This is a genomic window from Caulobacter sp. KR2-114 (genome assembly GCF_049446115.1).
Taxonomy (GTDB): domain Bacteria; phylum Pseudomonadota; class Alphaproteobacteria; order Caulobacterales; family Caulobacteraceae; genus Acaudatibacter.
Window position 1 is genome coordinate 36996 of the sequence record NZ_JBMSEC010000005.1, and the last position, 24159, is coordinate 61154.

Annotated in this window: 26 protein-coding genes; 15 read left to right on the forward strand and 11 right to left on the reverse strand. The window is 70.7% G+C overall.

Going from position 1 to position 24159, the window contains the following annotated elements; translation table 11 throughout:
* The first annotated feature begins 16 nt into the window (after positions 1 to 16).
* Complete coding sequence (locus ACO2Q3_RS17855; protein ID WP_423308993.1) at positions 17 to 910, forward strand: hydrogen peroxide-inducible genes activator; 894 nt, start codon at positions 17 to 19, stop codon at positions 908 to 910.
* Positions 911 to 912: 2 nt separating this feature from the next.
* On the opposite strand, the gene ACO2Q3_RS17860 is transcribed toward ACO2Q3_RS17855, so the two are convergent.
* The gene (locus tag ACO2Q3_RS17860) at positions 913 to 1320 is read right to left on the reverse strand and encodes a VOC family protein (protein WP_423308995.1); all 408 of its coding nucleotides are present in this window, start codon (positions 1318 to 1320) and stop codon (positions 913 to 915) included.
* Between the two features lie 89 nt (positions 1321 to 1409).
* Between ACO2Q3_RS17860 and ACO2Q3_RS17865 the strand changes: the two genes are divergently transcribed.
* Positions 1410 to 1721, forward strand: a complete 312-nt coding sequence (locus ACO2Q3_RS17865; protein WP_423308997.1) for a cupin domain-containing protein — start codon at positions 1410 to 1412, stop codon at positions 1719 to 1721.
* A 73-nt stretch (positions 1722 to 1794) separates the two neighbouring features.
* Positions 1795 to 2325, forward strand: coding sequence for an NUDIX hydrolase (locus ACO2Q3_RS17870; RefSeq protein WP_423308999.1), 531 nt, complete (start codon positions 1795 to 1797; stop codon positions 2323 to 2325).
* 26 nt (positions 2326 to 2351) lie between these two features.
* On the opposite strand, the gene ACO2Q3_RS17875 is transcribed toward ACO2Q3_RS17870, so the two are convergent.
* Together ACO2Q3_RS17875 and ACO2Q3_RS17880 are read right to left on the reverse strand one after the other, a co-directional pair.
* The gene (locus tag ACO2Q3_RS17875; RefSeq protein ID WP_423309001.1) at positions 2352 to 3125 is read right to left on the reverse strand and encodes a GNAT family N-acetyltransferase; all 774 of its coding nucleotides are present in this window, start codon (positions 3123 to 3125) and stop codon (positions 2352 to 2354) included.
* 4 nt (positions 3126 to 3129) lie between these two features.
* Positions 3130 to 5271 (reverse strand): prolyl oligopeptidase family serine peptidase, encoded by a 2142-nt coding sequence (locus ACO2Q3_RS17880; RefSeq protein WP_423309003.1) that lies wholly within the window; start codon positions 5269 to 5271, stop codon positions 3130 to 3132.
* A 113-nt stretch (positions 5272 to 5384) separates the two neighbouring features.
* Between ACO2Q3_RS17880 and dapF the strand changes: the two genes are divergently transcribed.
* The 7 genes from dapF (at position 5385) to ACO2Q3_RS17915 (ending at position 11214) form a co-directional block, all read left to right on the forward strand.
* On the forward strand, positions 5385 to 6239 hold the full coding sequence (gene dapF / locus ACO2Q3_RS17885) for a diaminopimelate epimerase (RefSeq protein ID WP_423309005.1): 855 nt from the start codon (positions 5385 to 5387) through the stop codon (positions 6237 to 6239).
* Complete coding sequence (locus tag ACO2Q3_RS17890) at positions 6236 to 7117, forward strand: SDR family NAD(P)-dependent oxidoreductase (protein WP_423309007.1); 882 nt, start codon at positions 6236 to 6238, stop codon at positions 7115 to 7117. Before dapF ends, ACO2Q3_RS17890 begins: the two co-directional genes overlap by 4 nt.
* 136 nt (positions 7118 to 7253) lie before the next feature.
* Positions 7254 to 8531 carry a tRNA (N(6)-L-threonylcarbamoyladenosine(37)-C(2))-methylthiotransferase MtaB gene (mtaB, locus tag ACO2Q3_RS17895; RefSeq protein ID WP_423309009.1) on the forward strand — a complete coding sequence of 426 codons (1278 nt, stop codon included), beginning with the start codon at positions 7254 to 7256 and terminating at the stop codon, positions 8529 to 8531.
* A complete protein-coding gene (locus ACO2Q3_RS17900; RefSeq protein ID WP_423309011.1) occupies positions 8528 to 8965 on the forward strand; it encodes a GFA family protein in 438 nt (145 codons plus the stop codon). Before mtaB ends, ACO2Q3_RS17900 begins: the two co-directional genes overlap by 4 nt.
* 40 nt (positions 8966 to 9005) lie before the next feature.
* Positions 9006 to 9941 carry a signal recognition particle-docking protein FtsY gene (gene ftsY / locus ACO2Q3_RS17905; protein ID WP_423309013.1) on the forward strand — a complete coding sequence of 312 codons (936 nt, stop codon included), beginning with the start codon at positions 9006 to 9008 and terminating at the stop codon, positions 9939 to 9941.
* A gap of 3 nt (positions 9942 to 9944) precedes the next feature.
* Entirely contained in the window at positions 9945 to 10553 is a 609-nt protein-coding gene (locus ACO2Q3_RS17910; RefSeq protein WP_423309015.1) for an inner membrane-spanning protein YciB, read from the forward strand.
* Positions 10554 to 10662: 109 nt separating this feature from the next.
* Positions 10663 to 11214, forward strand: coding sequence for a MarR family winged helix-turn-helix transcriptional regulator (locus tag ACO2Q3_RS17915; RefSeq protein WP_423309017.1), 552 nt, complete (start codon positions 10663 to 10665; stop codon positions 11212 to 11214).
* A 216-nt stretch (positions 11215 to 11430) separates the two neighbouring features.
* Here ACO2Q3_RS17915 and ACO2Q3_RS17920 read toward each other — a convergent pair whose 3' ends face one another.
* From ACO2Q3_RS17920 to ccmA, 7 genes are all read right to left on the reverse strand, one after another.
* On the reverse strand, positions 11431 to 11727 hold the full coding sequence (locus ACO2Q3_RS17920) for a hypothetical protein (RefSeq protein WP_423309019.1): 297 nt from the start codon (positions 11725 to 11727) through the stop codon (positions 11431 to 11433).
* A gap of 260 nt (positions 11728 to 11987) precedes the next feature.
* Entirely contained in the window at positions 11988 to 12503 is a 516-nt protein-coding gene (locus ACO2Q3_RS17925; protein WP_423309021.1) for a DsbE family thiol:disulfide interchange protein, read from the reverse strand.
* Positions 12500 to 12691, reverse strand: a complete 192-nt coding sequence (ccmD, locus tag ACO2Q3_RS17930) for a heme exporter protein CcmD (protein ID WP_423309023.1) — start codon at positions 12689 to 12691, stop codon at positions 12500 to 12502. Before ccmD ends, ACO2Q3_RS17925 begins: the two co-directional genes overlap by 4 nt.
* Positions 12688 to 13410: a heme ABC transporter permease CcmC gene (gene ccmC, locus ACO2Q3_RS17935; RefSeq protein ID WP_423309025.1), complete on the reverse strand. Its 723-nt coding sequence runs from the start codon at positions 13408 to 13410 to the stop codon at positions 12688 to 12690. Before ccmC ends, ccmD begins: the two co-directional genes overlap by 4 nt.
* Positions 13411 to 13513: 103 nt before the next feature.
* Positions 13514 to 14089 (reverse strand): Spy/CpxP family protein refolding chaperone, encoded by a 576-nt coding sequence (locus tag ACO2Q3_RS17940; protein ID WP_423309027.1) that lies wholly within the window; start codon positions 14087 to 14089, stop codon positions 13514 to 13516.
* A gap of 135 nt (positions 14090 to 14224) precedes the next feature.
* The gene (gene ccmB, locus ACO2Q3_RS17945; protein ID WP_423309029.1) at positions 14225 to 14890 is read right to left on the reverse strand and encodes a heme exporter protein CcmB; all 666 of its coding nucleotides are present in this window, start codon (positions 14888 to 14890) and stop codon (positions 14225 to 14227) included.
* Positions 14887 to 15522, reverse strand: coding sequence for a heme ABC exporter ATP-binding protein CcmA (gene ccmA, locus ACO2Q3_RS17950; protein WP_423309031.1), 636 nt, complete (start codon positions 15520 to 15522; stop codon positions 14887 to 14889). Before ccmA ends, ccmB begins: the two co-directional genes overlap by 4 nt.
* A gap of 164 nt (positions 15523 to 15686) precedes the next feature.
* Here ccmA and acnA point away from each other — a divergent pair, with 164 nt between their 5' ends.
* From acnA to ACO2Q3_RS17970, 4 genes are all read left to right on the forward strand, one after another.
* Positions 15687 to 18380, forward strand: a complete 2694-nt coding sequence (acnA, locus tag ACO2Q3_RS17955) for an aconitate hydratase AcnA (protein WP_423309033.1) — start codon at positions 15687 to 15689, stop codon at positions 18378 to 18380.
* Positions 18381 to 18503: 123 nt separating this feature from the next.
* Positions 18504 to 19247: a DUF1223 domain-containing protein gene (locus tag ACO2Q3_RS17960; protein ID WP_423309035.1), complete on the forward strand. Its 744-nt coding sequence runs from the start codon at positions 18504 to 18506 to the stop codon at positions 19245 to 19247.
* Positions 19248 to 20076: 829 nt separating this feature from the next.
* Complete coding sequence (locus tag ACO2Q3_RS17965; protein WP_423309037.1) at positions 20077 to 20427, forward strand: DUF2794 domain-containing protein; 351 nt, start codon at positions 20077 to 20079, stop codon at positions 20425 to 20427.
* 48 nt (positions 20428 to 20475) lie between these two features.
* The gene (locus ACO2Q3_RS17970) at positions 20476 to 21387 is read left to right on the forward strand and encodes a sulfotransferase domain-containing protein (RefSeq protein ID WP_423309039.1); all 912 of its coding nucleotides are present in this window, start codon (positions 20476 to 20478) and stop codon (positions 21385 to 21387) included.
* A gap of 194 nt (positions 21388 to 21581) precedes the next feature.
* Here ACO2Q3_RS17970 and ACO2Q3_RS17975 read toward each other — a convergent pair whose 3' ends face one another.
* Positions 21582 to 22394, reverse strand: coding sequence for an undecaprenyl-diphosphate phosphatase (locus ACO2Q3_RS17975; protein WP_423309041.1), 813 nt, complete (start codon positions 22392 to 22394; stop codon positions 21582 to 21584).
* 243 nt (positions 22395 to 22637) lie between these two features.
* Between ACO2Q3_RS17975 and ACO2Q3_RS17980 the strand changes: the two genes are divergently transcribed.
* A complete protein-coding gene (locus ACO2Q3_RS17980) occupies positions 22638 to 24077 on the forward strand; it encodes an NAD(P)-dependent oxidoreductase (protein WP_423309043.1) in 1440 nt (479 codons plus the stop codon).
* Positions 24078 to 24159: the final 82 nt, after the last annotated feature.

The following is a 24159-nucleotide window of genomic DNA, read 5'->3' on the forward strand; positions in this document are numbered from 1 at the left end:
TCTCTATATGACAGCCATGCTGCCGACACTGCGCCAACTCCAGTACCTGAAGCTCCTGTCCGAGCACGGCTCGTTCAGCCGGGCGGCCGAGGCGGCGCACGTCACCCAGCCCACTCTCTCGGCCGGCATCCAGGAGCTGGAGAAGATTCTCGGCACCCCGGTGGTCGACCGCAACCGCTCGGGCGTGATCTTCACCGCCGCTGGCGAGGAGGCCATCGCCCGGGCCAGCGCGATCCTGGCCAATACAGAGGATCTGGTGCAGGCCGCGCGCGGCGCGGGCCAGCCGCTGTCGGGGCGCTTTCGCCTGGGCGTGATCCCCACGGTGGCGCCGTTCCTGCTGCCCAAGGCCCTGCCGATGCTGAAGCAGCGCTTCCCTAAGCTGCGGCTGTTCCTGCGCGAGGACCTGACCCACCGGTTGATCTCGGGGCTGAAGAGCGGGGCTCTGGACGCCGCGTTGATCGCCCTGCCCTACGACATGGCCGGCCTCGACTGGGAGCACGTCGACGACGACGAGTTGATGGCCGCCTTTCCCGCCAACCATCCCCTGACCGCCAACAAGAAGGTCTCGGCGGCGCGCATGGAGGGCGAGGAGCTGATCCTGCTGGAAGACGGCCACTGCCTGCGCGAGCACGCCCTGGCCGCCTGCGGTCTGGCCCCGCCGCGGCACGCCGACGACGAGGGCTTCGCCGCCACCTCCCTGCCAACCCTGGTGCAGATGGTGGGCTCGGGCCTCGGCGTGTCCTTCCTGCCCGCCATGGCGGTTGAGGCTGGCCTGGCCGACGCCGCGCACGTCAGCGTGCGGCCGCTGGACGCCGAGCAGGCCAGTCGCGAGATCGTGGTCGCCTGGCGGGCCGGCTCCAGCCGGGCGCTGGAGGGCCGCCTGCTGGCCGAGGTGCTGCAGGAAGCCTGAGGTCAGCCGGTCGGAGCGTCGGCGCGCGCCGGCGCCTGGATCAGCTCGACGCCGTAGCCGTCAGGATCCTTGCCCATGCCCACCACCGCGCCGCCCAGGCTGGCGTTCGGCGCCGGCTCCAGGGTGATGGCCAGGCCCTCGGCGCGGATCGCCTCGATCATCGCCGCCGGATCGGTGACGTAGAACACCAGCTTCACCGGGTTGTCGCGATAGCTGATCGCCCGCCCGTCGGTGTAGTGCATCAGCACCACGGCGCTGCGCCCCTCGTGCGCCAGCATCACCTCGTCCATCTCAGCCAGCTTGAACACGGCGGTGCGCTTCATGCCCAGCACCCGGGCGTAGAAGTCCTCCGAGCGGGCCAGGTCGGAAACGCCGATGCCCACGGCGGTGAGGAAATCGGGTGAACGCATCGGCAGCCTCCCATGGCCTGTTTTGCCCACGCTAGCCCGCCGCGGACGATGGGCCTAGGCTTGCGCACAATCAGAAGGTGGAGACGCGCATGGACCATACCCGCAACGAGGGGCTCGTCTGGCGTCCCGTGCGCGAGGGCGTGACGCTGGCGCCGCTGAACATGACGGCCGGCGCGGGCTCGTTCCTGATGCGCTTCGAGCCCGGCTCGCGCTCGCCCGCCCACGATCACCCGGGCGGCGAGGAGATTTACGTGGTCCAGGGCTCGGGCCGGCTCAACGACATCGCCTTCGGTCCGGGCGACTACATCTTCACCCCGCCCGGCGAAGGCCACACCCTGCATGCCGACGACACCGTGGTGATCCATGTGAACCTGCCCCAGGCGGTGGTGATCACCGAATAGGCGCCGGGCGTCAGGCAGGCCCGCGACCTCGCGCCGGCTGGGCGTCACCGTCGGCGCTGGTTAAGGAACGGGGATGGGGCTGAGCGCGAGACATCCATCCGCACGCGAATCGTTCGCCGACGAGTCCGCGACGGCCGTCGCCCTGCGCTCGCCCGAGCCGGGGCAACAGTACGCCGCCCTGCCCTATCGCCCCACCGGGGACGGCGACGTGGACGTGCTGCTGATCACCTCGCGTGAGACCCGGCGGTGGGTGATCCCCAAGGGCTGGCCGATGAAGGGCCGCAAGCCGCACCAGGTGGCGGCGATCGAGGCGCGCCAGGAGGCGGGCGTCACCGGCAAGGTCGAGAAGACCCCCCTGGGGGAATACGTCTACGTCAAGCGGCTGAAGAACGGCGCGCCCCTGGACTGCACGGTGCAGGTCTATCCGCTCAGGGTGGTTCGCCAGCGCCAGACCTGGCGCGAGAAGGGCCAGCGCACCGGCCACTGGTTCTCCGCCGAAGAAGCGGCCGAGCTGGTCGACGAACCCTCGCTGCGCGGCCTGATCCTGGCCTTCGCCGTGCGCGAGGCGATGGCCTGGACGCTGGAGTCCGGCGGCCCGGACTGAGGGCCGGCTTCGCCGACGGCGGGCCTCTACGGGTGGATTTCCCAACCGGTGATCGTCGCCAGCGGGGTGAAGCCCAGACGCTGCAGGATCGGCCGGCTGGTCTCGCGCGCATCGACCGTCAGGTAGCGCACCCCCAGGCGGCGGGCCTCGTCCGCGCGCGCCGCCACCAGCGCCCGGTAGACCCCGCGCCCGCGGAAGGCGGGGTCCGTGCCGCCGCCGTACAGGCCCGCGAAGTCACGCCCCGGCGCCAGCTCCAGCCGCCCCGACGAGACCGGCCGGCCGTCGTCGGCATAGGCGACGAACAGCGCCAGCGAACCGTCGTTCAGCCGCGGCGCCAGGGCGTCGGCGCGCCAGGGCTCGGCCTTGCCGAAGGCGGCGCTGTTGGCGGCCACCAGGTCGTCGACGCCGGCCCGGTCGGTGACGCGGCGCACGGAAATGCCCTCGGTCCGCGGCGCCGCCAGGGTCGCCTCGGCCAGATCGATCGCCAGGAAGGTCTCCGGTCCGCCGGCGACGAAGCCCGCCGTGGCCAGGGCCCGCTCCAGCCCAGCCGGCTGGTCGTGGCTGAACACCTTCCACTCGGCCTCCTGGCCCAGCGCCCGGAAGTACGTCGCCTCGCCGTCCGCCGCCTGCCCCATGGTCTGCGGCGTCAGGGACCACCAGCCGATGAAGTTGTAGGCCCCCACCGTGCGCAGCACCCGGCCGGCGCCATAGGGAACCCACACCCGCGCCACCCCGGCCTCGGGCGGCGGGTCCGACCGCATCTGGGCGTCGAAGGCGGCCAGCAACGCTGCGCGGTCCATGCGGTCAGTCCACCAGCTTGCGCATCAGGTAGGTGAACTCCAGCGCCACCCGTTCGGCCCGTTCCTGCAGGTTGGCCGAGGCGGCGTGGCCACCGTTGGTGTTCTCGAAGTACAGGAACGGCAATCCCATGGCCTGCATCCGCGCCGCCATCTTGCGCGCGTGCACCGGCGTCACCCGGTCGTCCTTGGTGGAGGTGACGAAGAACGGCTCGGGATAGGCAACGCCCGCCTTGAGGTTGTGATAGGGCGAGATGGTCTTCAGGAATGCCAGCTCCTCAGGGTTCGACACCGAGCCGTACTCGCCGGCCCAGGACGCCCCGGCGCCGATCTGTTCGAAGCGCAGCATGTCCAGCAGCGGCACCTGGATCACCACCGCGCGCCACAGCTCGGGATGCTGGTTGAACTCCACCCCCATCAAGAGGCCGCCGTTGGAGCCGCCCTCGATGCCCAGCCGCCGCGGCGAGGTGATCTTGCGGGCGATCAGGTCCTTACCCACCGCGGCGAAGTCGTCGTAGATCCGCTGGCGGTGGGTCTTCAGCCCGGCCTCGTGCCAGGCCGGCCCGAATTCGCCGCCGCCGCGGATGTTGGCCAGGACGTAGACCCCGCCCTTCTCCAGCCACAGCTTGCCGATGTTGGCCGAATAGGTCGGCAGCTCCGAGGCCTGGAAGCCGCCGTAGGCGTAGAGCAGCGTCGGGTTCGAGCCGTCCAGCTTCATGTCCTTGGGATGCACCACGAAGTACGGGATGCGGGTCCCGTCGGTGGAGGTCGCCTCGAACTGTTCGACGCGGTCGCGCGAGGCGTCGAAACGGGCCGGCAGGGCCTTGATCGACACGGCCTTGCCCGTGGCGGCGTCGGCCTGCCACAGCCGCGAGGGATCCAGGAACCCGTCGACGTTGTAGTAGAGGCTGTCATCGAGGTCGCTGGCGCTGATCACGCCGACCGAGGAATTGGCCGCCACCGGCAGCGTCGCCGCCTTCCAGGCGCCGCCCTCGCGAGTGAAGCTGGTCAGGCCGCCGCGGACGTTGTCGTAGATCGCCGCCACCAGCCGGCTCTTCGTCGTCGCCACCTGCTCGATCGACTGGCGCGGCCCCGGCGCGAAGATCAGGCTGACGGCGCCGCCGCCGCCGGCCAGGGTCGCGGGCGCGGCCGACAGCAGGTCCCCCTGGCGATAGGCGTGGCCGCCGAAGCTCCAGTCCTCCTCCACCGCGAAGATCAGCTGGCCCTGGAAGAAGCCGTGGATCGCCACCTTGGCCGGCAGGGCCAGGCGCACCACGCCCTTTTCGGTCAGCATGGAGTACTCGGTGTGGAAGAAGTCGGTGGCGCGGCTGAGCAGCACCAGCCGGGCGCCGTCGCTGTCGTGCAGCACGCTCGCGCCCGCCGCCACGTCGCTGGCCTGGCCGCGGAACACCTCCACCGCCTGGTCCGGGCTCTGGCCGCGCTTCAGGGTCTTGACCACGAAGCCGTAGCCGGAGGTGGTCATCGTGCCCGGACCCCAGTCGCGGGTCAGGATCAGGGTGTCGTCGTCCAGCCAGTCGATATCCTGCTTCGAGCGGCTCAGATGAAAGCCGCCCGGGGTGAAGGCCTTGGTCCTGAGGTCGAACTCACGCGCCTCGATGGCGTCCTCGCCGCCGTTGGACAGGAACAGCATGCAGCGGTCGTAGCGCGGCGGCGGGCAGTTGGCGCCCTTCCAGACCCAGTTCGCGCCCTCGGTCTTGGACAGGGCGTCGAGGTCCAGCACCGTCTCCCAGTTCGGCTCCGCCGTCGCGTAGTCGGCCCGGGTGGTGCGCCGCCACAGGCCCCGCACGTTGGTCGGGTCCTGCCAGAAATTGAACACCGTGCGGCCGATCAGGGCGGGATAGGCGATACGGTCGGTGGCGTTGACGATCTTCAGCGCATCCTGGTGCAGGCCCTCGTAGCGGGGGTCGCCCTTGAGGATCGCCAGCGAGCGGGCGTTCTCCTGGTTCACCCAGTCCAGGGCGCGCTTGCCCTCCATCTCCTCCAGCCAGATGTACGGGTCGTCCGGCAGGGCGGCGGCGGGGGCGGGGACTGCGGCGGCGTTGGTCACGGGCGGGGTCTCGGCGTGCAGGAGGGCGGGAAAAGCCAGGGCCGCGGCGACGGCGGCTGCGAAGCGGACGGCAAGGCGCATGAGACCTCGGATAGCTTGGGCGCGAAGGGCGCAACCATAGGCCGCGCGACCGGGGCCGCAAGCCGCCCCTGCGCGAAGGTGCGTCGGCGCGGGTTTGCGACTATATGGCGGCGATGAGCCGTCCGTTCCTGAAGATGAACGGGCTCGGCAACGACTTCGTCGTGGTCGAGGCCCGCAGCGCCCCCTTCCGCCCCAGCGAGGCCGAGGCGCGCGCGATCGCCGACCGGGCGTCGGGCGTGGGCTGCGACCAGATCATCGGCATCGAACCTTCGGACCGCGCGGACGCCTTCATGCGCATCTGGAACGCCGACGGCGGCGAGGTCTCCGCCTGCGGCAACGCCACCCGCTGCGTCGGCTGGCTGCTGCTGGAGGCCAGCGGGCGGCCCAGCGCGGCGATCGAGACCGAGGCCGGCCTGCTGCAGGTGGCCCGCGCCGAGGATGCGGCGGACGGCGCCAAGCAGGTCACCGTCGACATGGGCGTCCCGGGCCTCGACTGGCGCGACATCCCCCTGGCCGAGGAAATGGACACCCGCGGGGTGGAGCTGCAGGTCGGGCCGATCGACGATCCGATCCTGCACACCCCCGGCTGCGTCTCGATGGGCAATCCGCACGTGGTGTTCTTCGTGCCCGACGCCGAGGCCGCGCCGGTGCGCGAGGTGGGGCCGATGATCGAACACCACCTGCTGTTCCCCGAGCGCGCCAACGTCGGCTTTGCGCAGATCAAGGGCCGCGACCGCATCCGCCTGCGGGTCTGGGAGCGCGGCGCGGGCCTGACCAAGGCCTGCGGCACCGGCGCCTGCGCCGCCCTGGTGGCGGCCGCCCGCCGGGGCCTGACCGACCGCAAGGCGACGGTGGAGATGGATGGCGGCGAGCTGGTGATCGAGTGGCGCGAGTCGGACGGCCACGTGCTGATGACCGGCCCGGTGGCCGTGGAGTTCACCGGGACCCTGAAGGACCGCGCCGCATGACCGCCCAGCACCCCGCCATCACTGCCGGCCGCACCGCCGTGATCACCGGCGCCGCCAGTGGCATCGGCCTGGCGACGGGCGTGCGCCTGGCGGGCCTGGGGCTGAACGTGGTGCTGGCCGACGTGCCGAGCGCGCCGCTGAACTACGCCGCCTCGGCCGTGCTGGCGGCGGCGGCGCACGGCGCCCAGGTCGAGGCCATCGCCACCGACGTCTCCGACCATGCCCAGGTCGAGGCGCTGCGCGACGCGACCCTGAAGCGGTTCGGTGACGTGGCCCTGCTGATGAACAACGCCGGCGTCGGCCGCGGCGGCTCGGCCTACGAGAACCTGGATGGCTGGCGGCGGATCCTGGCCGTCAACCTGATGGGCGTGCTGCATGGGACGCAGGCCTTCACCCAGGCGATGCTGGACCTTGGACGCCCGGCCGCGATCGTCAACACCGGCTCCAAGCAGGGCATCACCATGCCGCCGGGCGACACCGCCTACAACGCCTCCAAGGCGGGCATCAAAGCCCTGACCGAGGGGCTGCAGCACTCTCTGCGCAACGTCGCGGGCAGCCAGGTGACGGCGCACCTGCTGGTCCCCGGCTTCACCTTTACCGGCATGACCCGGCCCGGCGCGGGGGAAAAGCCGCCGGGCGCCTGGACCGGCGAACAGGTGGCCGACTTCATGCTGGCCCGGATGGCCGCCGGCGACTTCTACATCATCTGCCCGGACAACGACGTCACGCGCGAGATCGACAACGCGCGGATGACCTGGACCATGCAGGACATCACCCAGGGCCGGCCTCCGCTCAGCCGCTGGCATCCCGACTACGCCGACGCCTTCGCGGCGTTCCTGAAGGACGAGACGGGCCCGAAGGACGAGACGGGTGGCTGAACCTCCTCCCTCCTTTTCTCTGTCATCCCGGACGGCGCGCAGCGACGATCCGGGACCGCCGGAAGCACTGTCGCCAGCCGCTTCGGTGACGTCGGCGTCTGCCGCGGTCCCGGATAAGCGCTCCGCGCTTTCCGGGATGACAGAGGGAGAGGGGGATGGCGTGAACATCGTCACCTTCGGCTGCCGGCTGAACGCCTATGAATCCGAGGCCATCCGCCAGCAGGCGGCGGCGGACGGGCTGAGCGATGCGGTGGTGTTCAACACGTGCGCGGTCACCGCCGAGGCGGTGCGCCAGGCGCGCCAGGCGATCCGCAAGGCCCGGCGCGAGCGGCCGGGCGCGCGCCTGATCGTCACCGGCTGCGCGGCGCAGATCGACCCGGCCGCCTTCGCCGCCATGCCGGAGGTCGACCTGGTGCTGGGCAATGCCGAGAAGGCCGCGCCGGGGGCGCTGCTGGAGACCGGGGCCCGGGTGCGGGTCAACGACATCATGTCGGTGCGGGAAACCGCCGGCCACCTGGTCGAAAGCGGCTTTGGCGGCCTGAAGGAGCGCGCCCGCGCCTACGTCGAGGTGCAGAACGGCTGCGACCACCGCTGCACCTTCTGCGTGATCCCCTACGGCCGGGGCAATTCCCGCTCGGTCCCCGCCGGCACGGTGGTGGACCAGGTGCGCGGCCTCGCCGCCGCCGGCTACGCCGAGGTGGTGCTGACGGGCGTGGACCTGACCAGCTGGGGCGCCGATCTGCCCGGCCAGCCGACGCTCGGCCAGCTGGTCTCGCGCATCCTGAAGCTGGTCCCCGAGCTGCCGCGCCTGCGCCTGTCGTCGATCGACGCGGCGGAGATCGACGCCGACCTGATGCGCTGCCTGGCCGAAGAACCACGGCTGATGCCCTATCTGCACCTGTCGCTGCAGGCGGGCGACGACCTGGTGCTCAAGCGCATGAAGCGCCGCCACCTGCGCGCCGACGCCCTGACCCTGGTCGCCGCGGTGCGCGCCGCGCGGCCCGACATCGCCCTGGGCGCCGACCTGATCGCCGGCTTTCCCACGGAGAGCGACGAGGCCTTCGACAACACGCTGAAGCTGGTGGAGGAGGCGGGCCTGGCCTTCCTGCACGTGTTCCCCTACAGCCCTCGCCCCGGCACCCCCGCCGCGCGGATGCCGCCGGTCCCCGGCAAGGTGATCAAGGACCGCGCCGCACGCCTGCGCGCCGCCGGCGACGCCGCCCTCGCCCGCCACCTGGATCGGCAGCTCGGCCGCGAGCTCTGCGTGCTGGTGGAGCGCGACGGAACCGCCCGGGCCGAGGACTTCACCGAGATCGCCTTCGCCGGCGACGCCCCCTCCGGCGCCCTGATCCGCGGCGTCGTCACCGGCCACGACGGCCGGCGCGCGAGGCTGGGCGACTGGACGGCGGCATGAGCGAACGTTGGACCGGCGGCTGCCAGTGCGGCGCGGTGCGCTTCGCCGTCGAGGGGCCGCTGGGCGTCGCCTCGATCTGCCATTGCCGCATGTGCCAGAAGGCCACCGGCGGGCCGTTCGGGCCGTATGTGAACGCCCCCGAGGGCCTGACCTGGAGCCGGGGCGAGCCGAAGCGCTTCCAGAGCTCCAACAGGGTCAAGCGCGGCTTCTGTCCCGACTGCGGCACGCCACTGACCTTTGAATGGAATGACAAGCTGGTGGCCCTGGCCATCGGCGCCTTCGACGATCCGTCCGTCGCTCCGCCGACCATCCAGTTCTCGACGGCGAGCCGCGTGCCGTGGTTCGAGCATCTGGCAAGTCTGCCGGTCCGCCCCGAGGACGACACGCCGTGGATCGCTGAGATCGTCAGCTATCAGCACCCCGACCATGACTGAACGTCTCGCCGCGGCCCGCGCCCTCCACTAGAAAGCCCCCATGACCGAACCCAAGAAAGGCTGGTTCCAGCGCCTGACCGACGGGCTGTCGCGTTCGTCGCGGCAGATGACCGAGCAGGTGACCAGCGCCTTCGTCAAGAAGCCGCTGGATCAGGCGAAGCTGGACGAGCTGGAGGAGATGCTGATCGAGGCGGACCTCGGCCCCAAGGCTGCGGCGCGCATCACCCAGAGCTTCGCCGAGCAGCGGTTCGGCAAGGAATGCTCCGAGGACGAGATCAAGCAGGCCCTGGCCGAGGCCGTCGCCAATGAACTGGTCAGCCGCCAGGGCGTGTTCGACCCGCTGTCGGGGCCGCGGCCATATGTGGTGCTGTTCATCGGCGTCAACGGCTCGGGCAAGACCACCACCCTGGGCAAGATCGCGGCCGACCTGACCGGGCGCGGGGCCAAGGTGCTGATCGCCGCCGGCGACACCTTCCGCGCCGCGGCCGTGGAACAGCTGAAGGTGTGGGCCGACCGCGCCGGCGCGGACTTCATCAGCGCGCCCAACGGCGCCGACGCCGCCGGCCTGGCCTATGACGCCGTCGAGAAGGGCAAGGCCGAGGGCTACGACGTGGTGCTGATCGACACCGCCGGGCGGCTGCAGAACAAGCAAGGCCTGATGGACGAGCTGACCAAGATGATCCGCGTGGTGCGCAAGCTCGACTACGATGCGCCGCACGAGGTGTTGCTGGTGCTGGACGCCACCGTCGGGCGCAACGCGCTGAACCAGGAGAACATCTTCGGCAACGCCATCGGGGTGACCGGGATCGTCATGACCAAGCTGGACGGCACCGCCCGCGGCGGGGTGCTGGTGCCGGTGGCGCAGGCCTCCGACAGTCCGATCAAGCTGATCGGCGTCGGCGAGGGCATCGAGGACCTGCAGCCGTTCGATGCGCGGGCCTTCTCGCGCTCCCTGGTCGGCCTGGACGCCGCCTGACCGATGGCCGCTCCGCAACGCTCCGCGCGCAAGGCGCCGCCCTGGCTGCGCAACAGCATCGACGCCGCCCCGGCCATCCTGTTCCTGGCGGTGCTGCTGATCACCCACGACTTTCGCAAGGGCACCTGGGCGCTGGTCGCCGCCTCGGCGGTCGCCCTGGCGGCGAACCTGGTGGCGGAGCGCCGGATCGCGCCGCTGCCGGCGGTGTCCGGGGGCCTGGCCCTGGTGTTCGGCGGGCTGAGCCTGGCCCTGCACCGCAACGACATCCTGCAGATGAAGATGACCATCGTCGACGGCCTGCTGGGCGCGGCGCTGTTCATCGGCCTGGCGATGGGGCGCAACCCGCTGAAGCTGATGCTTGGCCAGGCCTTCCAGCTGTCGGACAAGGCCTGGGCGACCCTGGCCATCCGCTACGGCGCCTTCTGGTGGTTCTGCGCCGCCGCCAACGAGGTGGTGCGCCGCACACAGACCGCCGAGGTCTGGGGGGTGTTCCGTCTGGTGATCCTGGGCGCGGCGATTGTCTTCTCCCTGGCCCAGACGCCGTTCCTGCTGAAGAACGGCGCGTTCAGCGAGACGCCCAAGCCGCCCGAGCCGCCCGATCCGGGGTTCTGAGGGCGCGACGCGGCGGCGGCATCCTTCCGCCGACGGAGGTGTCGTCAAACCGCAACGAAACGCGGATACTCCTCATGCCGACGTCAACCGGCGGCGAAGGGGGTTCGCCATGGCGAAGACCAAGGGCAAGGCATCCAGCGACGTGTTGTCCGCGTCGGCGACCCATCTGTTGCACCGCGCGTTGCAGATCGCGCTCGACTACCACGCCGAGGCGGCGGGTTCGGAGGGCCTCACCCAGCGCCAGTTCGCGGTGCTGGCCGCCGCCGGCGCCGCCGAAGGCCTGACCCAGAGCGACCTGGTGCGGGCCACCGGCATCGACCGCTCGACCCTGGCCGACCTGGTGGCGCGCATGATCCGCAAGGGGCTGCTGGAGCGCGAGCGCTCGGCCACCGACGCGCGCGCCAACTCCGTGCGCCTGTCCGAGGCCGGCCGCGTGGCCCTGGCCGAGGGCGCCGGCCCCGCCAGCGAGGCGGACGCCCGCTTCCTGGCCCTGCTGTCGCCGAAGAAGCGCGACAGCTTCATGAAGATGCTGGCCAGCCTCACCGACGGCGACGCCGACGCCCCGCGCAAGCCCAAGGCCGACAAGCCGGACAAGAAGGCCAAGAAGAAGAAGGCCAAGAAGGCGGCCAAGACCCTGCGCGCCGTGGAAGCGGCGGCCTAGGGGGCTTGGCGGGGGAGGGCGTAACCCCTCACCTTCCCACGCGCCTTGCTCGCGCAAGCCACGCGGGCCCCTTCCTCTCCCTACGGGAGAGGACCAGACCCTTGCGGCGCTACAGGAAAATCACCTCTCCCAGAGGGAGAGGGAGGGGCCCGAGTTCAGCGCGTCAGCGCTGGACTTGGGAAGGTGAGGGGTTCAGGCCCCTCCGCGAAAGCCGCCCTAGACCCAGATGTCGATGATCGAGCCGGGGCGCAGGATCTTCTGCGGCTCGTCCTTGGGCACTTCGATGGTCAGGTCCGGGCGGCGGCCACGGGGGGCGTCCTGCGACGTCGCCGTCGCCTGGGTCGGCGCGGCGGGTGCGGCGGTCTGGGGCGCCGTCACCGCCTGGCCGGTGAGCGCGGCCTGGAAGAAGGCCCGTTGGGCTTCCGCACGCTGGCTGCCGGTCCCCTTCTGGGGGACCAGGGCGTTGCCGCTGTTGCCGGCGGCGGGCCAGTTGGGCGTACGGATGTCGGCCATGGCGTGAGGTTAACGAAGCTGACCAAACATGGTCAATGAGGCGTTAACGGCGCAGCGTGGCCGCGCGGCGAGGGGGCGTAACCCCTCACCTTCCCACGCGCCTTGCTGCGCAAGCCGCGCGGGCCCCTTCCTCTCCCTGTGGAAGAGGAAATTTCTCCAGTACGATCCGCGACATAATTCCCCTCTCCCACAGGGAGAGGGAGGGGCCCATGGCGATAGCCATGGGAGGGTGAGGGGCTCCGCCCTCGCCGCCCAGCCCCCTAGCGGCCGATCTTCTGCAGCAGGGCTTCGGCCTGGTCGGCGCTGAGCTGGCCGGCCACCTTGCCGCGGATCACCCCCTGGGCGTCGATGGCGTAGGTCTCGGGCACGCCGGTGACGCCGAAACCGATTCCCGCCTGCCCGTCCGAATCGGCCAGCACCTGGCTATAGGGGTTGCCGTGCTGCGCCAGGAAGCCCTGGGTGTCCTCGGTGCGGTCCTTGTAGGCGATGCCGACGATCGGAGCCCCCTCGGCTTTCAGCGCCATCAGCGCCGGCGCCTCGGAGATGCACGGCGCGCACCAGGAGGCGAAGAAGTTCACCAGCACCGGCCCCTTGATGGCGGTGCGAATCGGCGTCGCCGGACCGCCGGCCAGCGGCGCGAGGCTGGCGGCCGGCATCGGCTGGCCGACGGTGGCCATCGGCGTCACCTGCGGATCGCGGTGCAGCGAGCGGAAGGCGAACACCAGCACCAGCACGGCCATGGCGGCCAGCGGCAGCAGCGCGATCAGACGCCTCACGCGGCGCCCTCCCCGGCCGCGCCGGGCTTCTTCGGGCGCGCCGCTTCCAGCCGCTCGACCTCGCGCCGCCAGCGGCGGGCGCGGGCCAGGGTGGCGCCCACCATCCAGGCGAAGCCCGCGGCGCTCACCGCGTAGGCCGGCCAGATGAAGGCGGCGTACTTGCCGACGTCGAAGTGGGGCAGGCTCAAGTGAAGGCGGCCTGCATGGCGAGGCTGGACGCGCGGCGGCGCCAGACCTCGGCGCGGGTGGCGACCATCCACAGGGCGCCGAACGCCAGGGTGTAGCCGACCCCCATCAGCCCCAGCGGCAGCAGGAACACCGGCGCCACGGCGGGGCCGTCGGCGCGGAAGATGCTCTCGCCCTGGTGCAGGGTGTTCCACCAGTCGACGGAGAACTTCACCACCGGCAGGTTCACCAGCCCCACCAGCGCCAGGATCGCCGCGGCCCGGCCGGCCTTGGCCTCGTCGTCGATGCTGGCCCGCAGCGCCATGTAGCCGATGAACAGCAGGAACAGGATCAGCACCGACATCAGCCGCGCGTCGCCCCACGCCCACCACGTGCCCCACATCGGCCGACCCCAGAGGGCGCCGGTGACCAGGGCCAGGAAGGTGAAGGCGGCGCCCAGCGGCGCGGCGGCCCTGGCGGCGGCGTCGGCCAGGCTGTGACGGAACACCAGGGCGAAGAAGCTGGCGCCGCCCAGGCAGGCGTAGCTGAACATCGCCATCCAGGCCGCGGGCACGTGGATGTACATGATCAGCACCGTGGAGCCCTGCTGGTAGTCGCCCGGGCCGCTGAAGCCGAACCACAGGCCGGCGGCGATCAGCGCGGCCGACAACGCGCCCAGCACCGGGGCCGCCCAGCGCGAGAAGGCCATGAACCGGTGCGGATTGGCCAGGGCGTTGATCATCGTCGCCCCCAATAGAAGCCCCGGCGCCTGCGAGCAAGCGCCGGGGCCCTGCGGCCGCCCCTCGCTGGGGGGTTGGACGGACGGCCGAAGCTGGAAAGGCGCGTCAGGCGGCCGGCGGCGGGCCGTCCATCGGCCCACCGGGAGGGGGACCATCCTCCGGTCCGTGCGGCCCCATGCCGCGGTGTTCGCCCATGCCGTGCGGGCCGTGCATCATCGGCCCCAGGGCGTCGAACGCCTTCTGTTGCGACGGCGACAGCTGGGCGTAGAAGCGTTTCACCGCCTCGGCGTGGGCCACCGCGTGCGCCCGCCGCTCGTCCATGTGCGCCATCATCTGGTCGAGGCGCTGCGGCGTGGTCAGCCGGGCGTCCTCTTCGCGGTCCTTCTTCATGTGCTCCAGGGCGTCGGCCGGCGGCTTCATCGACTCCAGGAAGGCGTGCAGGGCGCTCTCCTGGTCGGGCCGCAGTTGCAGCGCGTCGCGCAGGCGGGCCGCCTCGCGCTCGAGGTGTTTGGCCATCATCTGCGCACGCTGGGCAGGGTCGCCCCAGCCATGGTGGTGTCCGCCGGCGGGCGCGTCGGCCGGCGGCGCGGGCGGCTGGTCCTGGGCGAGGCCCGCGGTGGCGAAGGCGAAGGGCAGAACCAGGCCGCCGAGCATCAGAGCGCGCAGGGGTCGTGCGGTCATCAGGGGTCTCCAAGTGAACTGGAGCCACTGTGACGGTTGGTTTTGTCCGGCGAATGACGCGCCCTGCGCCGATTGTTACAGTCGTGAAGGCGGCGGTATCACGACCATGCGGTCAGGGCCGCGAGCGCGGGCGGCTCAGGATTGGGCGTTGCGACAGGCGCCCGCCATGGCGAACGGCGTCAGGCCCACCGCGCCGGCGGCATAGGCCGCCAGGAAGGCGAAACCGGCCGTCCAGGGCAGCCCCGCCAGGTAGGCGCTGACCGCCGCGCCGCCGAAGATCACCGGCGGCACGAGCAACGGCAGCACGATCACCGCGATCAGCAGCCCGCCCCGCCGGCTGGCCAGCGCCAGGGCGGCGCCGGCGCCGCCCAGGAAGGCGAACGCCACTCCGCCCAGCGCCGCCGCTACCGCCAGCAGCGGGGCGGCCGCAAGCGGCGCGCCGAGGGCGATGGCGCCCAGCGGCGCGGCCAAGGCCAGCGGCGCCCCCGTGGTCAGCCATTGGGCCAGGGCCTTGACCAGGCAGACGATCTCCAGCGGCAGCGGGCCCAGCGCCAGCAGGTCCAGCGCCCCATCCTCGAAGTCGCGCTCGAACAGCCGCTCGAGCGACAGCAGGGAGGCCAGCGCCAGACAGACCCAGGAGGCGCCGACGGCCATGGCCGCCAGCTTCGCCGTCGACGGACCGACGGACAGCGGCAGCAGGGTGACCGCGCCGGCATAGAAGCCGACCGCCAGCAGCGGGCCGCCGCCGCGTCCCCAGGCCAGGGCCAGCTCGCGCCGGAACAGGGTGGCGAGCGCGCTCATGCCGGCGCCATCGCCGGCGGGGCGATCTCGACGCCGCGCGCGGGCACCGGCAGCGGGTCGTGCACCGCCGCCAGCACCAGGCCGCCCCCGGCCAGGTGCTCGGCCATCAGCTCGCCGAACAGGGCGCGGTTCGCCCCGTCCAGCGGCGCCATGGGCTCGTCCAGCAGCCACACCGGGCGCGGCGCGGCGATCAGCCGCGACAGCGCCAGTCGCCGCCGCTGGCCCGCCGACAACTTGCGGACCTCCAGATCCAGCAGCCGCACCAGACCCAGCAGCCGCGCCGCCTCCAGCGCCGACGCCGCGTCGCCGCCGGCCCAGCGCGCCTGGAAGATCAGTTCCTCGCGCGCCGTGCGCCCGCTCTTCAGGCCGTCCTGGTGGCCCAGAATGTGGCAGCTGGTCCGGCGCGCGTCCGCCGCCTCGATCTCGGCCCCGCCGGGGCCCTCGAATCGGACCGCGCCGGCCGCCGGGCGAATGAAGCCGGCCACGGCGCGCAGCAGGCTGGTCTTGCCCGCCCCGTTGGCGCCGGTAAGCGCCACGGCCTCGCCGCGGGCGACGCTCGCCGTCAGGTCCCTGAACAGCAGACGTTCGCCTCTTTGCAGGGCGAGGCCCGAGATCGTGATCGATTCGATCAATGGCGGGCCCCCGACGCATGGACGTAGGGAAAGGCTACGGCTATGAAGCCGGCGGCCGTGCGGGGGCGACGCCGCGCGGGGACGGACGCTGTGTGTCCGTCTCGATCAGCGCGCGATCCCGTGACCGGATTTCGGGCGGCCTGGAACAGGGAAAGGACCCTCTCATGGCGTCTATCGACAGCCTCAAAACCCGCCGCGACCTGACGGTCGGCGGCAAGACCTACGCTTACTACAGCTTGCCGGCCGCCGAGGAAGCCGGTCTGGCCGGAATTTCCGCCCTGCCGGTCTCGATGAAGGTGCTTCTGGAGAACCTGCTGCGCAACGAGGACGGCGTCTCCGTCGGCGAAGCGGACCTCAAGGCGATCGCGGCCTGGCTGGTCAACAAGGGCAGCGTCGAGCACGAGATCAGCTTCCGCCCGGCGCGGGTGCTGATGCAGGACTTCACCGGCGTGCCGGCGGTGGTCGACCTGGCCGCCATGCGCGACGCGATGACCAAGCTCGGCGCCAACCCCGAGAAGATCAACCCGCTGAACCCGGTCGACCTGGTGATCGACCACTCGGTGATGGTCGACTACTTCGGCACGGCCAAGAGCTTCGGGGAGAACGTCGAGCGGGAATACGAGCGCAACCTGGAGCGCTACCGCTTCCTGCGCTGGGGCTCGTCGGCGTTCAACAACTTCCGCGTGGTGCCCCCGGGCACCGGCATCTGCCACCAGGTGAACCTGGAGCATCTGGCCCAGACCGTGTGGACCGCCGTCGCCGACGGCGCCGAGATCGCCTATCCCGACACCGTGGTCGGCACCGACAGCCACACCACCATGGTCAACGGCCTGTCGGTGCTGGGCTGGGGCGTGGGCGGCATCGAGGCCGAGGCGGCCATGCTGGGCCAGCCGATCCCGATGCTGATCCCCGAAGTCATCGGCTTCAAGCTGACCGGCGCCCTGCCGGAAGGCGCGACCGCCACCGACCTGGTGCTGACCGTCACCCAGATGCTGCGCAAGAAGGGCGTGGTGGGCAAGTTCGTCGAGTACTTCGGCGAGGGCCTGGCGCACCTGACCCTGGAAGACCAGGCGACGATCGCCAACATGGCCCCGGAATACGGCGCCACCTGCGGCTTCTTCCCGATCACCCGCGCGACCATCGACTATCTGAAGGCCACCGGCCGCGCCGCCGACCGCGTCGCCCTGGTGGAAGCCTACGCCAAGGCCCAGGGCTTCTGGCACGAGCCGGGCGCCGCCGACCCGGTGTTCACCGACACGCTGGAACTGGACCTGGCCTCGGTGACCCCGTCGCTGGCCGGCCCGAAGCGCCCGCAAGACCGGGTGCTGCTGACCGAGAGCGCCGCGAAGTTCAAGGAAGCGCTGGAGAGCGAGTTCTCCAAGACCGAGGCGACGGCCGGCCTGCGCTTCCCCGTGCAGGGCGAGGACTACACCGTCGGCAACGGCGACGTGGTGATCGCGGCCATCACCTCGTGCACCAACACCTCCAACCCCAGCGTGCTGATCGCCGCCGGCCTGGTGGCCAAGAACGCGGTGGCCAAGGGGCTGAAGGTGCAGCCGTGGGTGAAGACCTCGCTGGCCCCCGGCTCGCAGGTGGTCACCGACTACCTGGCCAAGGCCGGCCTGACCAAGCCGCTGGACGCCCTGGGCTTCAACCTGGTCGGCTATGGCTGCACCACCTGCATCGGCAACTCCGGCCCGCTGGCCGAGCCGATCTCCAAGGCGGTGACCGACGGCGACGTGGTGGCCGTCAGCGTCCTGTCGGGCAACCGCAACTTCGAAGGCCGCGTGAACCCCGACGTGCGCGCCAACTACCTGGCCTCGCCGCCTCTGGTGGTGGCCTACGCCCTGGCCGGCTCGATGAACATCGACCTGGCCAACGAGCCGATCGGCAAGGGCAAGGGCAACAAGGATGTCTACCTGAAGGACATCTGGCCGACCAACGAGGACATCGCCGCCCTGCAGCGCAAGGTGGTCACCGAGAAGATGTTCGAGACCCGCTACAAGGACGTCTTCAAGGGCGACAAGAACTGGCAGGGCATCAAGGTCGCCGGCGGCCAGACCTACGCCTGGGACATCGGCTCGACCTACGTTCAGAACCCGCCCTATTTCGAAGGGCTGACGATGGAGCCCGAGGCGATCACCGACATCGTCGAGGCCCGCGTGCTGGGCATCTTCGGCGACTCGATCACCACCGACCACATCAGCCCGGCCGGCAACATCCGCAAGACCAGCCCGGCGGGCGAGTACCTGTCGCAGCATCAGGTCAGCCAGGCCGACTTCAACTCCTACGGCGCCCGCCGCGGGAACCATGAAGTGATGATGCGCGGCACCTTCGCCAACATCCGCATCCGCAACAAGATCACCCCGGACATCGAAGGGGGCGTGACCAAGCACTTCCCCTCCGGCGAGACCATGGCGATCTACGACGCGGCCATGCGCTACAAGGCCGAGGGCCGGCCGATGGTGATCTTCGCCGGCAAGGAATACGGCACCGGCTCGTCGCGCGACTGGGCGGCCAAGGGCACCAAGCTGCTGGGCGTTCGCGCGGTGATCGCCGAGAGCTTCGAGCGCATCCACCGCTCGAACCTGGTCGGCATGGGCGTGCTGCCGCTGCAGTTCATCGCCGAGGGCTGGCAGCGCCTGGGCCTGACCGGCGACGAGATCGTCACCATCCGCGATCTGGAAGACATCGCCCCGCGCAAGCAGATCATGGTCGAGCTGTACCGCGCGTCGGACGGCAAGATCGCCCGCTTCCCGGTGCGCTGCCGCATCGATACCCCGACCGAGCTGGAGTACTTCAAGAACGGCGGCGTGCTGAACTACGTGCTGCGCAACCTGGCCAAGGCCGACGCCTGACGCCATCGGCAGCGCCGAGATCGGGCCCTTCCTCCGGGGAGGGCCCTTTTCTTTGCCGGCGAGCGGTGGCGCTCACAGTTTAGTGAACCCCCGAGCCGGCAAAGTCCGCTTAATTGCCCCGCGATGCAGAGGGCCGTTTTCCTGTTCCTGGCGGGCGCCGCCGTCCTGGCCGCGCCGATGGCGGCCCAGGCGAAACACAGTCCATCCCGGCACGTCTCCGCCAAGCACGGCGCGGCGCCCGTGGTGGTGGAGCTGTTCACCGCCCAGGGCTGCGCTTCCTGCGGCAAGGCCAATGCCTTCGTCGCCGGCCTGGCCGACCGCCCCGGCGTGATCGCCCTGACCTGGTCGGTGGACTACTGGGACTATCTGGGCTGGAAGGACACCTTTGCCCAGCCGGACTTCGCCGACCGCCAGCGCGCCTTCGACCATCACTTCGGCCTGCGCGACGTCTATACCCCTCAGGTGATCGTCGACGGCGCGGCCCAGGCCTCGGGCGCCAGGCCCGACGCCGTCGAAGCGCTGATCCGCCAGGCCAAGCGCCCGCCGGGCCATCAGCCCAGCCTGCGTTTCTATCACGGCGGCGAGCGGGTCGCCGTGGGCGCCGGCTCGGCCGTCTACGGCTCGGCGGAGGTCTGGCTGGTGCGCTACGATCCGCGCAGCCAGGAGGTCGAGGTCAAGGACGGCGACAACCGCGGCCACACCGTCACCGTGCGCAACGTGGTGCGCCAGACCGCCCGGCTCGGCGTCTGGCGGGGCAAGCCGGCCCAGTTCGTCCTGCCCGAGGGCGACGAGACCCTGCACACCCTGATCCTGCTCCAGGCCCCCAAGGGCGGCCGCATCCTGGCGGTGCTGCAGGGCAAGCCCTAGGGTCGCGGCTGGGGCCTTGCGCCCCCTCCGGCACGTCTCGCTGCGCGAGCCGCGCCACCTCCCCCGTTGCGCCTTCGGCGCAGCATGGCAGGAGGAAAGCCCCCTTCTCCTCCCATGCGTAGCGCAGCGAAGCGGGGGAGGTGGATCGACGTCCGAAGGACGGCGAGACGGAGGGGCGCAAGGCCGCCCGCGCCGACGTCGTCAGACCGCCAAAACGCAAAAACCCCCGTGGCCGGAGGGGGGGAGGGCCACGGGGGTCTCTTGGGGGTTGTTCAGTCGGTTGGCCGGAACCCCGGAAATCCAGGGGGGCTGGGGGGGCTGTTCAGGATCCGGGACCACCGGGTGTTCCGATCAACCGACGCTGCCTTTATCGAGGGCCAAGCGGGCGGGGACACGACCGAAATAAGGTCATTTCGCGGCGTCGCATGACGTCGGCTTAATCTTTTGGAAAGTGTGGCGGCGTTGGGACGTGTTCTGTGCGGGAACGATAAACCCGCGCCCGGGCGCCCACAAGGGGCGCGGCGCGGCGGCCGGCTCCGGACGCCAAAACCCCCGCGGTCGGAGGGGGAGACCGCGGGGGCGTCTTGGAGGGCAAGTCGGCTGGCCGGGGCCCCGGAAATCCAGGGGGGCTGGGGGGGGCTGTTCAGGATCCGGGACCACCGGGGCTCCGACCAACCGACGATGCTGTTTTCGCCCCCCAACCGGGCGCGGAAAGGGTCGAAACAAGGTGATTCCGGGGCGGACCGTGAAGCTTTCTTCATAAAGCGACAACCTTCACCCCGACGGCGCCTTCCCTAAATGAGCCACTAGGCCTTAGGCTTCGAGTCGTATGGCGTTCGACCCCATAACCCCCGCCACGCCCCCGCCAGGCTCCTCGGCCGGCGTGGTGTTCTTCGATCGCAAGGAGCTTTCGGCGATCCTGTCCGTGTATGGGCGGATGGTGGCGGCTGGCCATTGGCGCGACTACGCCATCGACGCATCGCGCGAGGCCGCCTCGTTCTGCGTCTTCCGCCGCGCCTCAGAGGCGCCGCTCTACCGCATCGAGAAGCGCCCGGCCCTGGCCCGCCGCCAGGGCGCGTGGGCGGTGATCGCCCAGGGCGGCCTGGTGATGAAGCGCGGTCATGAGCTGGAGCAGGTGCTCAAGGTGTTCGACCGGACCCGCTTCGCGGTGGTGAAGTAGCCCAAGAACGCCGGTATATTGCCCCTTCGACCTTGTTCCGGGGGCTGTATGACCGACACGACGATCGCCTGGCCGCGCAAGACGCGCGAGCTGATGAACCACCATATGGATTCCACGGTGTGGAACGACTTCGCCTTCCGCGGCGACGACATCGTGGTGGCCACCTATGCCAAGTCCGGCACCACCTGGACCCAGCAGATCCTCGGCCAGCTGGTGTTCGGCGGCGATCCCGGGGTGGCGATGAGCGAGCTCTCGCCGTGGCTGGACCTGCGCGTGCCGCCCAAGCCGGTGAAGCTCGGCCAGCTGGAAGCCCAGGCGCACCGGCGGGTGGTCAAGACCCACCTGCCGCTGGACGCCCTGGTGTTCGAGCCCGACGCAAAATACCTGTACATCGGCCGCGACGGGCGCGACGTGCTGTGGAGCCTGCACAACCACCACAGCCACGGCAACGCCCTGTGGTACGAGCTGCTGAACGACACGCCCGGCCGGGTGGGTCCGCCGATCGATCCGCCCGATCCCGACATCCGGCGCTATTTCCTCACCTGGCTCGAGCGCGACGGCTATCCGTTCTGGTCGCTGTGGGACAACGTCACCACCTGGTGGGCGGCGCGGGTGCTGCCCAACGTCAAGCTGGTGCACTTCAACGACCTGAAGGCCGACCTGGCCGGGCAGATGCGCCGCATCGCCGACTTCCTCGACATCGCGGTCCCGCAGGACCGCTGGCCGGCGATCCTGGAGCACTGCTCGTTCGACTGGATGAAGGCGCACGCGGCCCAGGTCGCGCCCCTGGGCGGCGCCATCTTCGACGGCGGCGGCGAGGCGTTCATCAACAAGGGGACCAACGGGCGCTGGCGCGACGTGCTGACGGCGGACGACATCGACCTCTACGAACGTGTCGCCCGCGCCCGCCTGGGCGTTGACTGCGCGCGATGGCTGGCGGAGGGCGGGCCGGCAGTGTGAGGTCGTGGGCGCCGTAGCCCCTCACCGTCCCACGCCCTGACGGGCGCGGGCCCCTCCCTCTCCCTACGGGAGAGGGCAAGGAAGAGGACGCCGCGAAGCCCTGAAAGGTCACCTCTCCCAGAGGGAGAGGGAGGGGCCCGATCGCGCAGCGATTGGGAGGGTGAGGGGTTTCGCAGCCGGAAGGCCCGCCCCCGCTACTTCCCCGCCCAGGTCAGCAGCGCCAGGCCGGCGGCGCCGACGACGATCCGCCAGATGGCGAAGAAGGTGAAGCCGCGCTTGGAGACGTAGTCCAGCAGCACCCGCACCACCACCATGCCGACCAGGAAGGACACCACGAAGCCGATGGCGATCAGCTCGGTCTGGCCGCCGGTCAGGTCATGGCGGTGCTTCCAGGCGTCGAGGCTGAAGGCGCCGATCATGATCGGGATGGCCAGGAAGAAGCTGAATTCGGCCGACGAGCGGCGGTCGCAACCCAGCAGGGTGGCGCCGACGATGGTCGAGCCCGACCGCGACACGCCCGGCACCAGCGACAGGCACTGGAAGAGACCGATGCCCAGCGAGGTCAGCAGCGGATAGCGCATGGCGTCGGTGTGCCGCGGCGCCGGATGCCAGCGGTCGACCACCCACAGGATCACCCCGCCGACGATCAGGGTGATGCAGATCAGCCTCGGGTTCGAGAAGAAGCCTTCGATCATGTGGTGGAACAGAAAACCCATGATCCCCGCAGGGATGAAGGCGATCAGCACGCTCAGCACGAAGCGGCGCGACTTGGGGTCGGAGGGCAGGCGCAGCGCCACCAGCAACAGGCGCTGAAAGTACAGCAGCACCACCGCCAGGATCGCGCCCAGCTGGATCATCACCGTGAAGGCGTCCCAGTTGCCATGCATCAGGCCGAGGCGTTCCAGCAGGGTCTGGGTGAGCAGCAGATGCCCGGTGGACGACACCGGGATGAACTCCGTCAGACCCTCGACGATGCCGAGGACGATCGCGGTCAACCAGTCGGGCATGGGGGCTCCTTGTCTGAACCCCTCCCTGGGCCAGACAGGGTAAACGGTCAATGAATCCATTTTATAGACCAAATGTGCGCAGCATATCGGCGCCGATCGCTCAAGCGCTCGTCACAGCGTCGCATATAGTCTATTTAGTAGATCAAAGACTTTCGAGGCCACCGGAGATGCGCTATGGGGCGCTCATTGTTCTCCCCTGCCCCAGCGGCAGGCCGAAAAGGCTCCACCCCGAAAGACACCGCCATGACCGAGCGCATGCTGAAGTTCACCACGGTGTCGCGGCAAAGCCCGCCCAAGCGCGAGGCGCAGGCGCGGGGCGGCGACTTCCATGAGATCTATGCCGATTTCATCGACGCCAAGGCGTCCGAGCAGGCTTCGCGCTGCTCACAATGCGGCGTGCCCTTCTGTCAGACGCACTGCCCGCTGCACAACAACATCCCCGACTGGCTGCGGATGACCGCCGAGGGCCGGCTGGAGGAAGCGTACGCCCTGTCGGCGGCGACCAACTCCATGCCCGAGGTCTGCGGCCGCATCTGCCCGCAGGACCGGCTGTGCGAGGGCAACTGCGTGATCGAGCAGTCCGGCCACGGCACCGTCACCATCGGCGCCGTCGAGCGCTACCTCACCGACAAGGCCTGGGAGATGGGCTGGGTGGCCCCGCTGAAGCCGGGCCGCGACCAGGGCCGATCGGTGGGCATCATCGGCGCCGGCCCCGCGGGCCTGGCCGCGGCCGAGCGGCTGCGCGAGATGGGCTACGCCGTCACCGTCTACGACCGCCACGACCGGGCCGGCGGGCTGCTGATCTACGGCATCCCCGGCTTCAAGCTGGAAAAGGATGTCGTCCAGCGGCGAACCGCCCGTCTCGCTGAAGGCGGCATCGCGCTCGTGCAGGGCTTCGAGGTCGGTCGCGACGCCCCGCTGGCCGAGCTGCGCGCGCGGCACGACGCGATCCTGATCGCCACCGGGGTCTACAAGGCCCGCGACCTCGCCTGTCCGGGCGCGGGTTCCGCGGGCGTGGTTCCCGCACTCGACTACCTGATCGCCTCCAACCGCCGGGGCCTTGGCGACGACGTCGCCGGCTTCGACGGCGCCCCGCTGGATGCTGCGGGCAAGCGGGTGGTGGTGGTCGGCGGCGGCGACACCGCCATGGACTGCGTGCGCACTGCCGTCCGCCAGGGGGCGGCCTCCGTCACATGCCTCTATCGCCGCGACCGGGAGAATATGCCGGGCTCGGCCCGCGAGGTCGCCCACGCCGAGGAAGAGGGCGTGATCTTCGAATGGCTGGCCGCGCCGCGGGCCATCCTGGGCGACGCGACCGCGGTCACCGGCGTGCGCACCATCCGCATGCGGCTGGGCGCGCCGGACGCCGACGGACGCCAGGCGCCGGTGGAGGTTGAAGGCGGCGATTTCGACCTGCCCGCCGACCTGGTGATCAAGGCCCTGGGCTTCGATCCGGAGGATGTCCCCACCCTGTTCGGCGAGCCGGCCCTGGACGTCTCGCGCTGGGGCACGGTGAAGGCCAACTTCCGCACCATGATGACCAGCCTACCCGGCGTGTTCGCCGCAGGCGACATCGTGCGCGGCGCCTCGCTGGTGGTCTGGGCCATCCGCGACGGGCGCGACGCCGCCGACGCCATCCACACCTATCTCGCCAAGGCCCCGGCCTTGGCCGCCGCGGAGTGACCGCCATGAGCCAGCATTTCCTCCCTCCCCTTCATGGGGAGGGGACGGCCGAAGGCCAGGGGTGGGGAACCCCTGCCACAGC

Excerpts from the sequence above, each read along its gene's own strand:
- ACO2Q3_RS17890 (WP_423309007.1), top strand. The coding sequence starts at position 6,236 with ATGACCGCCCAGCACCCCGCCATCACTGCCGGCCGCACCGCCGTGATC.
- acnA (WP_423309033.1), top strand. The coding sequence starts at position 15,687 with ATGGCGTCTATCGACAGCCTCAAAACCCGCCGCGACCTGACGGTCGGC.
- ACO2Q3_RS17900 (WP_423309011.1), top strand. The coding sequence starts at position 8,528 with ATGAGCGAACGTTGGACCGGCGGCTGCCAGTGCGGCGCGGTGCGCTTC.
- ACO2Q3_RS17940 (WP_423309027.1), bottom strand. The coding sequence starts at position 14,089 with ATGACCGCACGACCCCTGCGCGCTCTGATGCTCGGCGGCCTGGTTCTG.
- ACO2Q3_RS17915 (WP_423309017.1), top strand. The coding sequence starts at position 10,663 with ATGGCGAAGACCAAGGGCAAGGCATCCAGCGACGTGTTGTCCGCGTCG.
- dapF (WP_423309005.1), top strand. The coding sequence starts at position 5,385 with ATGAGCCGTCCGTTCCTGAAGATGAACGGGCTCGGCAACGACTTCGTC.
- ACO2Q3_RS17975 (WP_423309041.1), bottom strand. The coding sequence starts at position 22,394 with ATGCCCGACTGGTTGACCGCGATCGTCCTCGGCATCGTCGAGGGTCTG.
- ACO2Q3_RS17965 (WP_423309037.1), top strand. The coding sequence starts at position 20,077 with ATGGCGTTCGACCCCATAACCCCCGCCACGCCCCCGCCAGGCTCCTCG.
- ACO2Q3_RS17860 (WP_423308995.1), bottom strand. The coding sequence starts at position 1,320 with ATGCGTTCACCCGATTTCCTCACCGCCGTGGGCATCGGCGTTTCCGAC.
- mtaB (WP_423309009.1), top strand. The coding sequence starts at position 7,254 with ATGACAGAGGGAGAGGGGGATGGCGTGAACATCGTCACCTTCGGCTGC.
- ACO2Q3_RS17980 (WP_423309043.1), top strand. The coding sequence starts at position 22,638 with ATGACCGAGCGCATGCTGAAGTTCACCACGGTGTCGCGGCAAAGCCCG.
- ccmB (WP_423309029.1), bottom strand. The coding sequence starts at position 14,890 with ATGAGCGCGCTCGCCACCCTGTTCCGGCGCGAGCTGGCCCTGGCCTGG.
- ACO2Q3_RS17910 (WP_423309015.1), top strand. The coding sequence starts at position 9,945 with ATGGCCGCTCCGCAACGCTCCGCGCGCAAGGCGCCGCCCTGGCTGCGC.
- ACO2Q3_RS17970 (WP_423309039.1), top strand. The coding sequence starts at position 20,476 with ATGACCGACACGACGATCGCCTGGCCGCGCAAGACGCGCGAGCTGATG.
- ACO2Q3_RS17855 (WP_423308993.1), top strand. The coding sequence starts at position 17 with ATGCTGCCGACACTGCGCCAACTCCAGTACCTGAAGCTCCTGTCCGAG.
- ACO2Q3_RS17920 (WP_423309019.1), bottom strand. The coding sequence starts at position 11,727 with ATGGCCGACATCCGTACGCCCAACTGGCCCGCCGCCGGCAACAGCGGC.
- ccmC (WP_423309025.1), bottom strand. The coding sequence starts at position 13,410 with ATGATCAACGCCCTGGCCAATCCGCACCGGTTCATGGCCTTCTCGCGC.
- ACO2Q3_RS17870 (WP_423308999.1), top strand. The coding sequence starts at position 1,795 with ATGGGGCTGAGCGCGAGACATCCATCCGCACGCGAATCGTTCGCCGAC.
- ftsY (WP_423309013.1), top strand. The coding sequence starts at position 9,006 with ATGACCGAACCCAAGAAAGGCTGGTTCCAGCGCCTGACCGACGGGCTG.
- ACO2Q3_RS17865 (WP_423308997.1), top strand. The coding sequence starts at position 1,410 with ATGGACCATACCCGCAACGAGGGGCTCGTCTGGCGTCCCGTGCGCGAG.
- ACO2Q3_RS17880 (WP_423309003.1), bottom strand. The coding sequence starts at position 5,271 with ATGCGCCTTGCCGTCCGCTTCGCAGCCGCCGTCGCCGCGGCCCTGGCT.
- ACO2Q3_RS17960 (WP_423309035.1), top strand. The coding sequence starts at position 18,504 with ATGCAGAGGGCCGTTTTCCTGTTCCTGGCGGGCGCCGCCGTCCTGGCC.
- ACO2Q3_RS17875 (WP_423309001.1), bottom strand. The coding sequence starts at position 3,125 with ATGGACCGCGCAGCGTTGCTGGCCGCCTTCGACGCCCAGATGCGGTCG.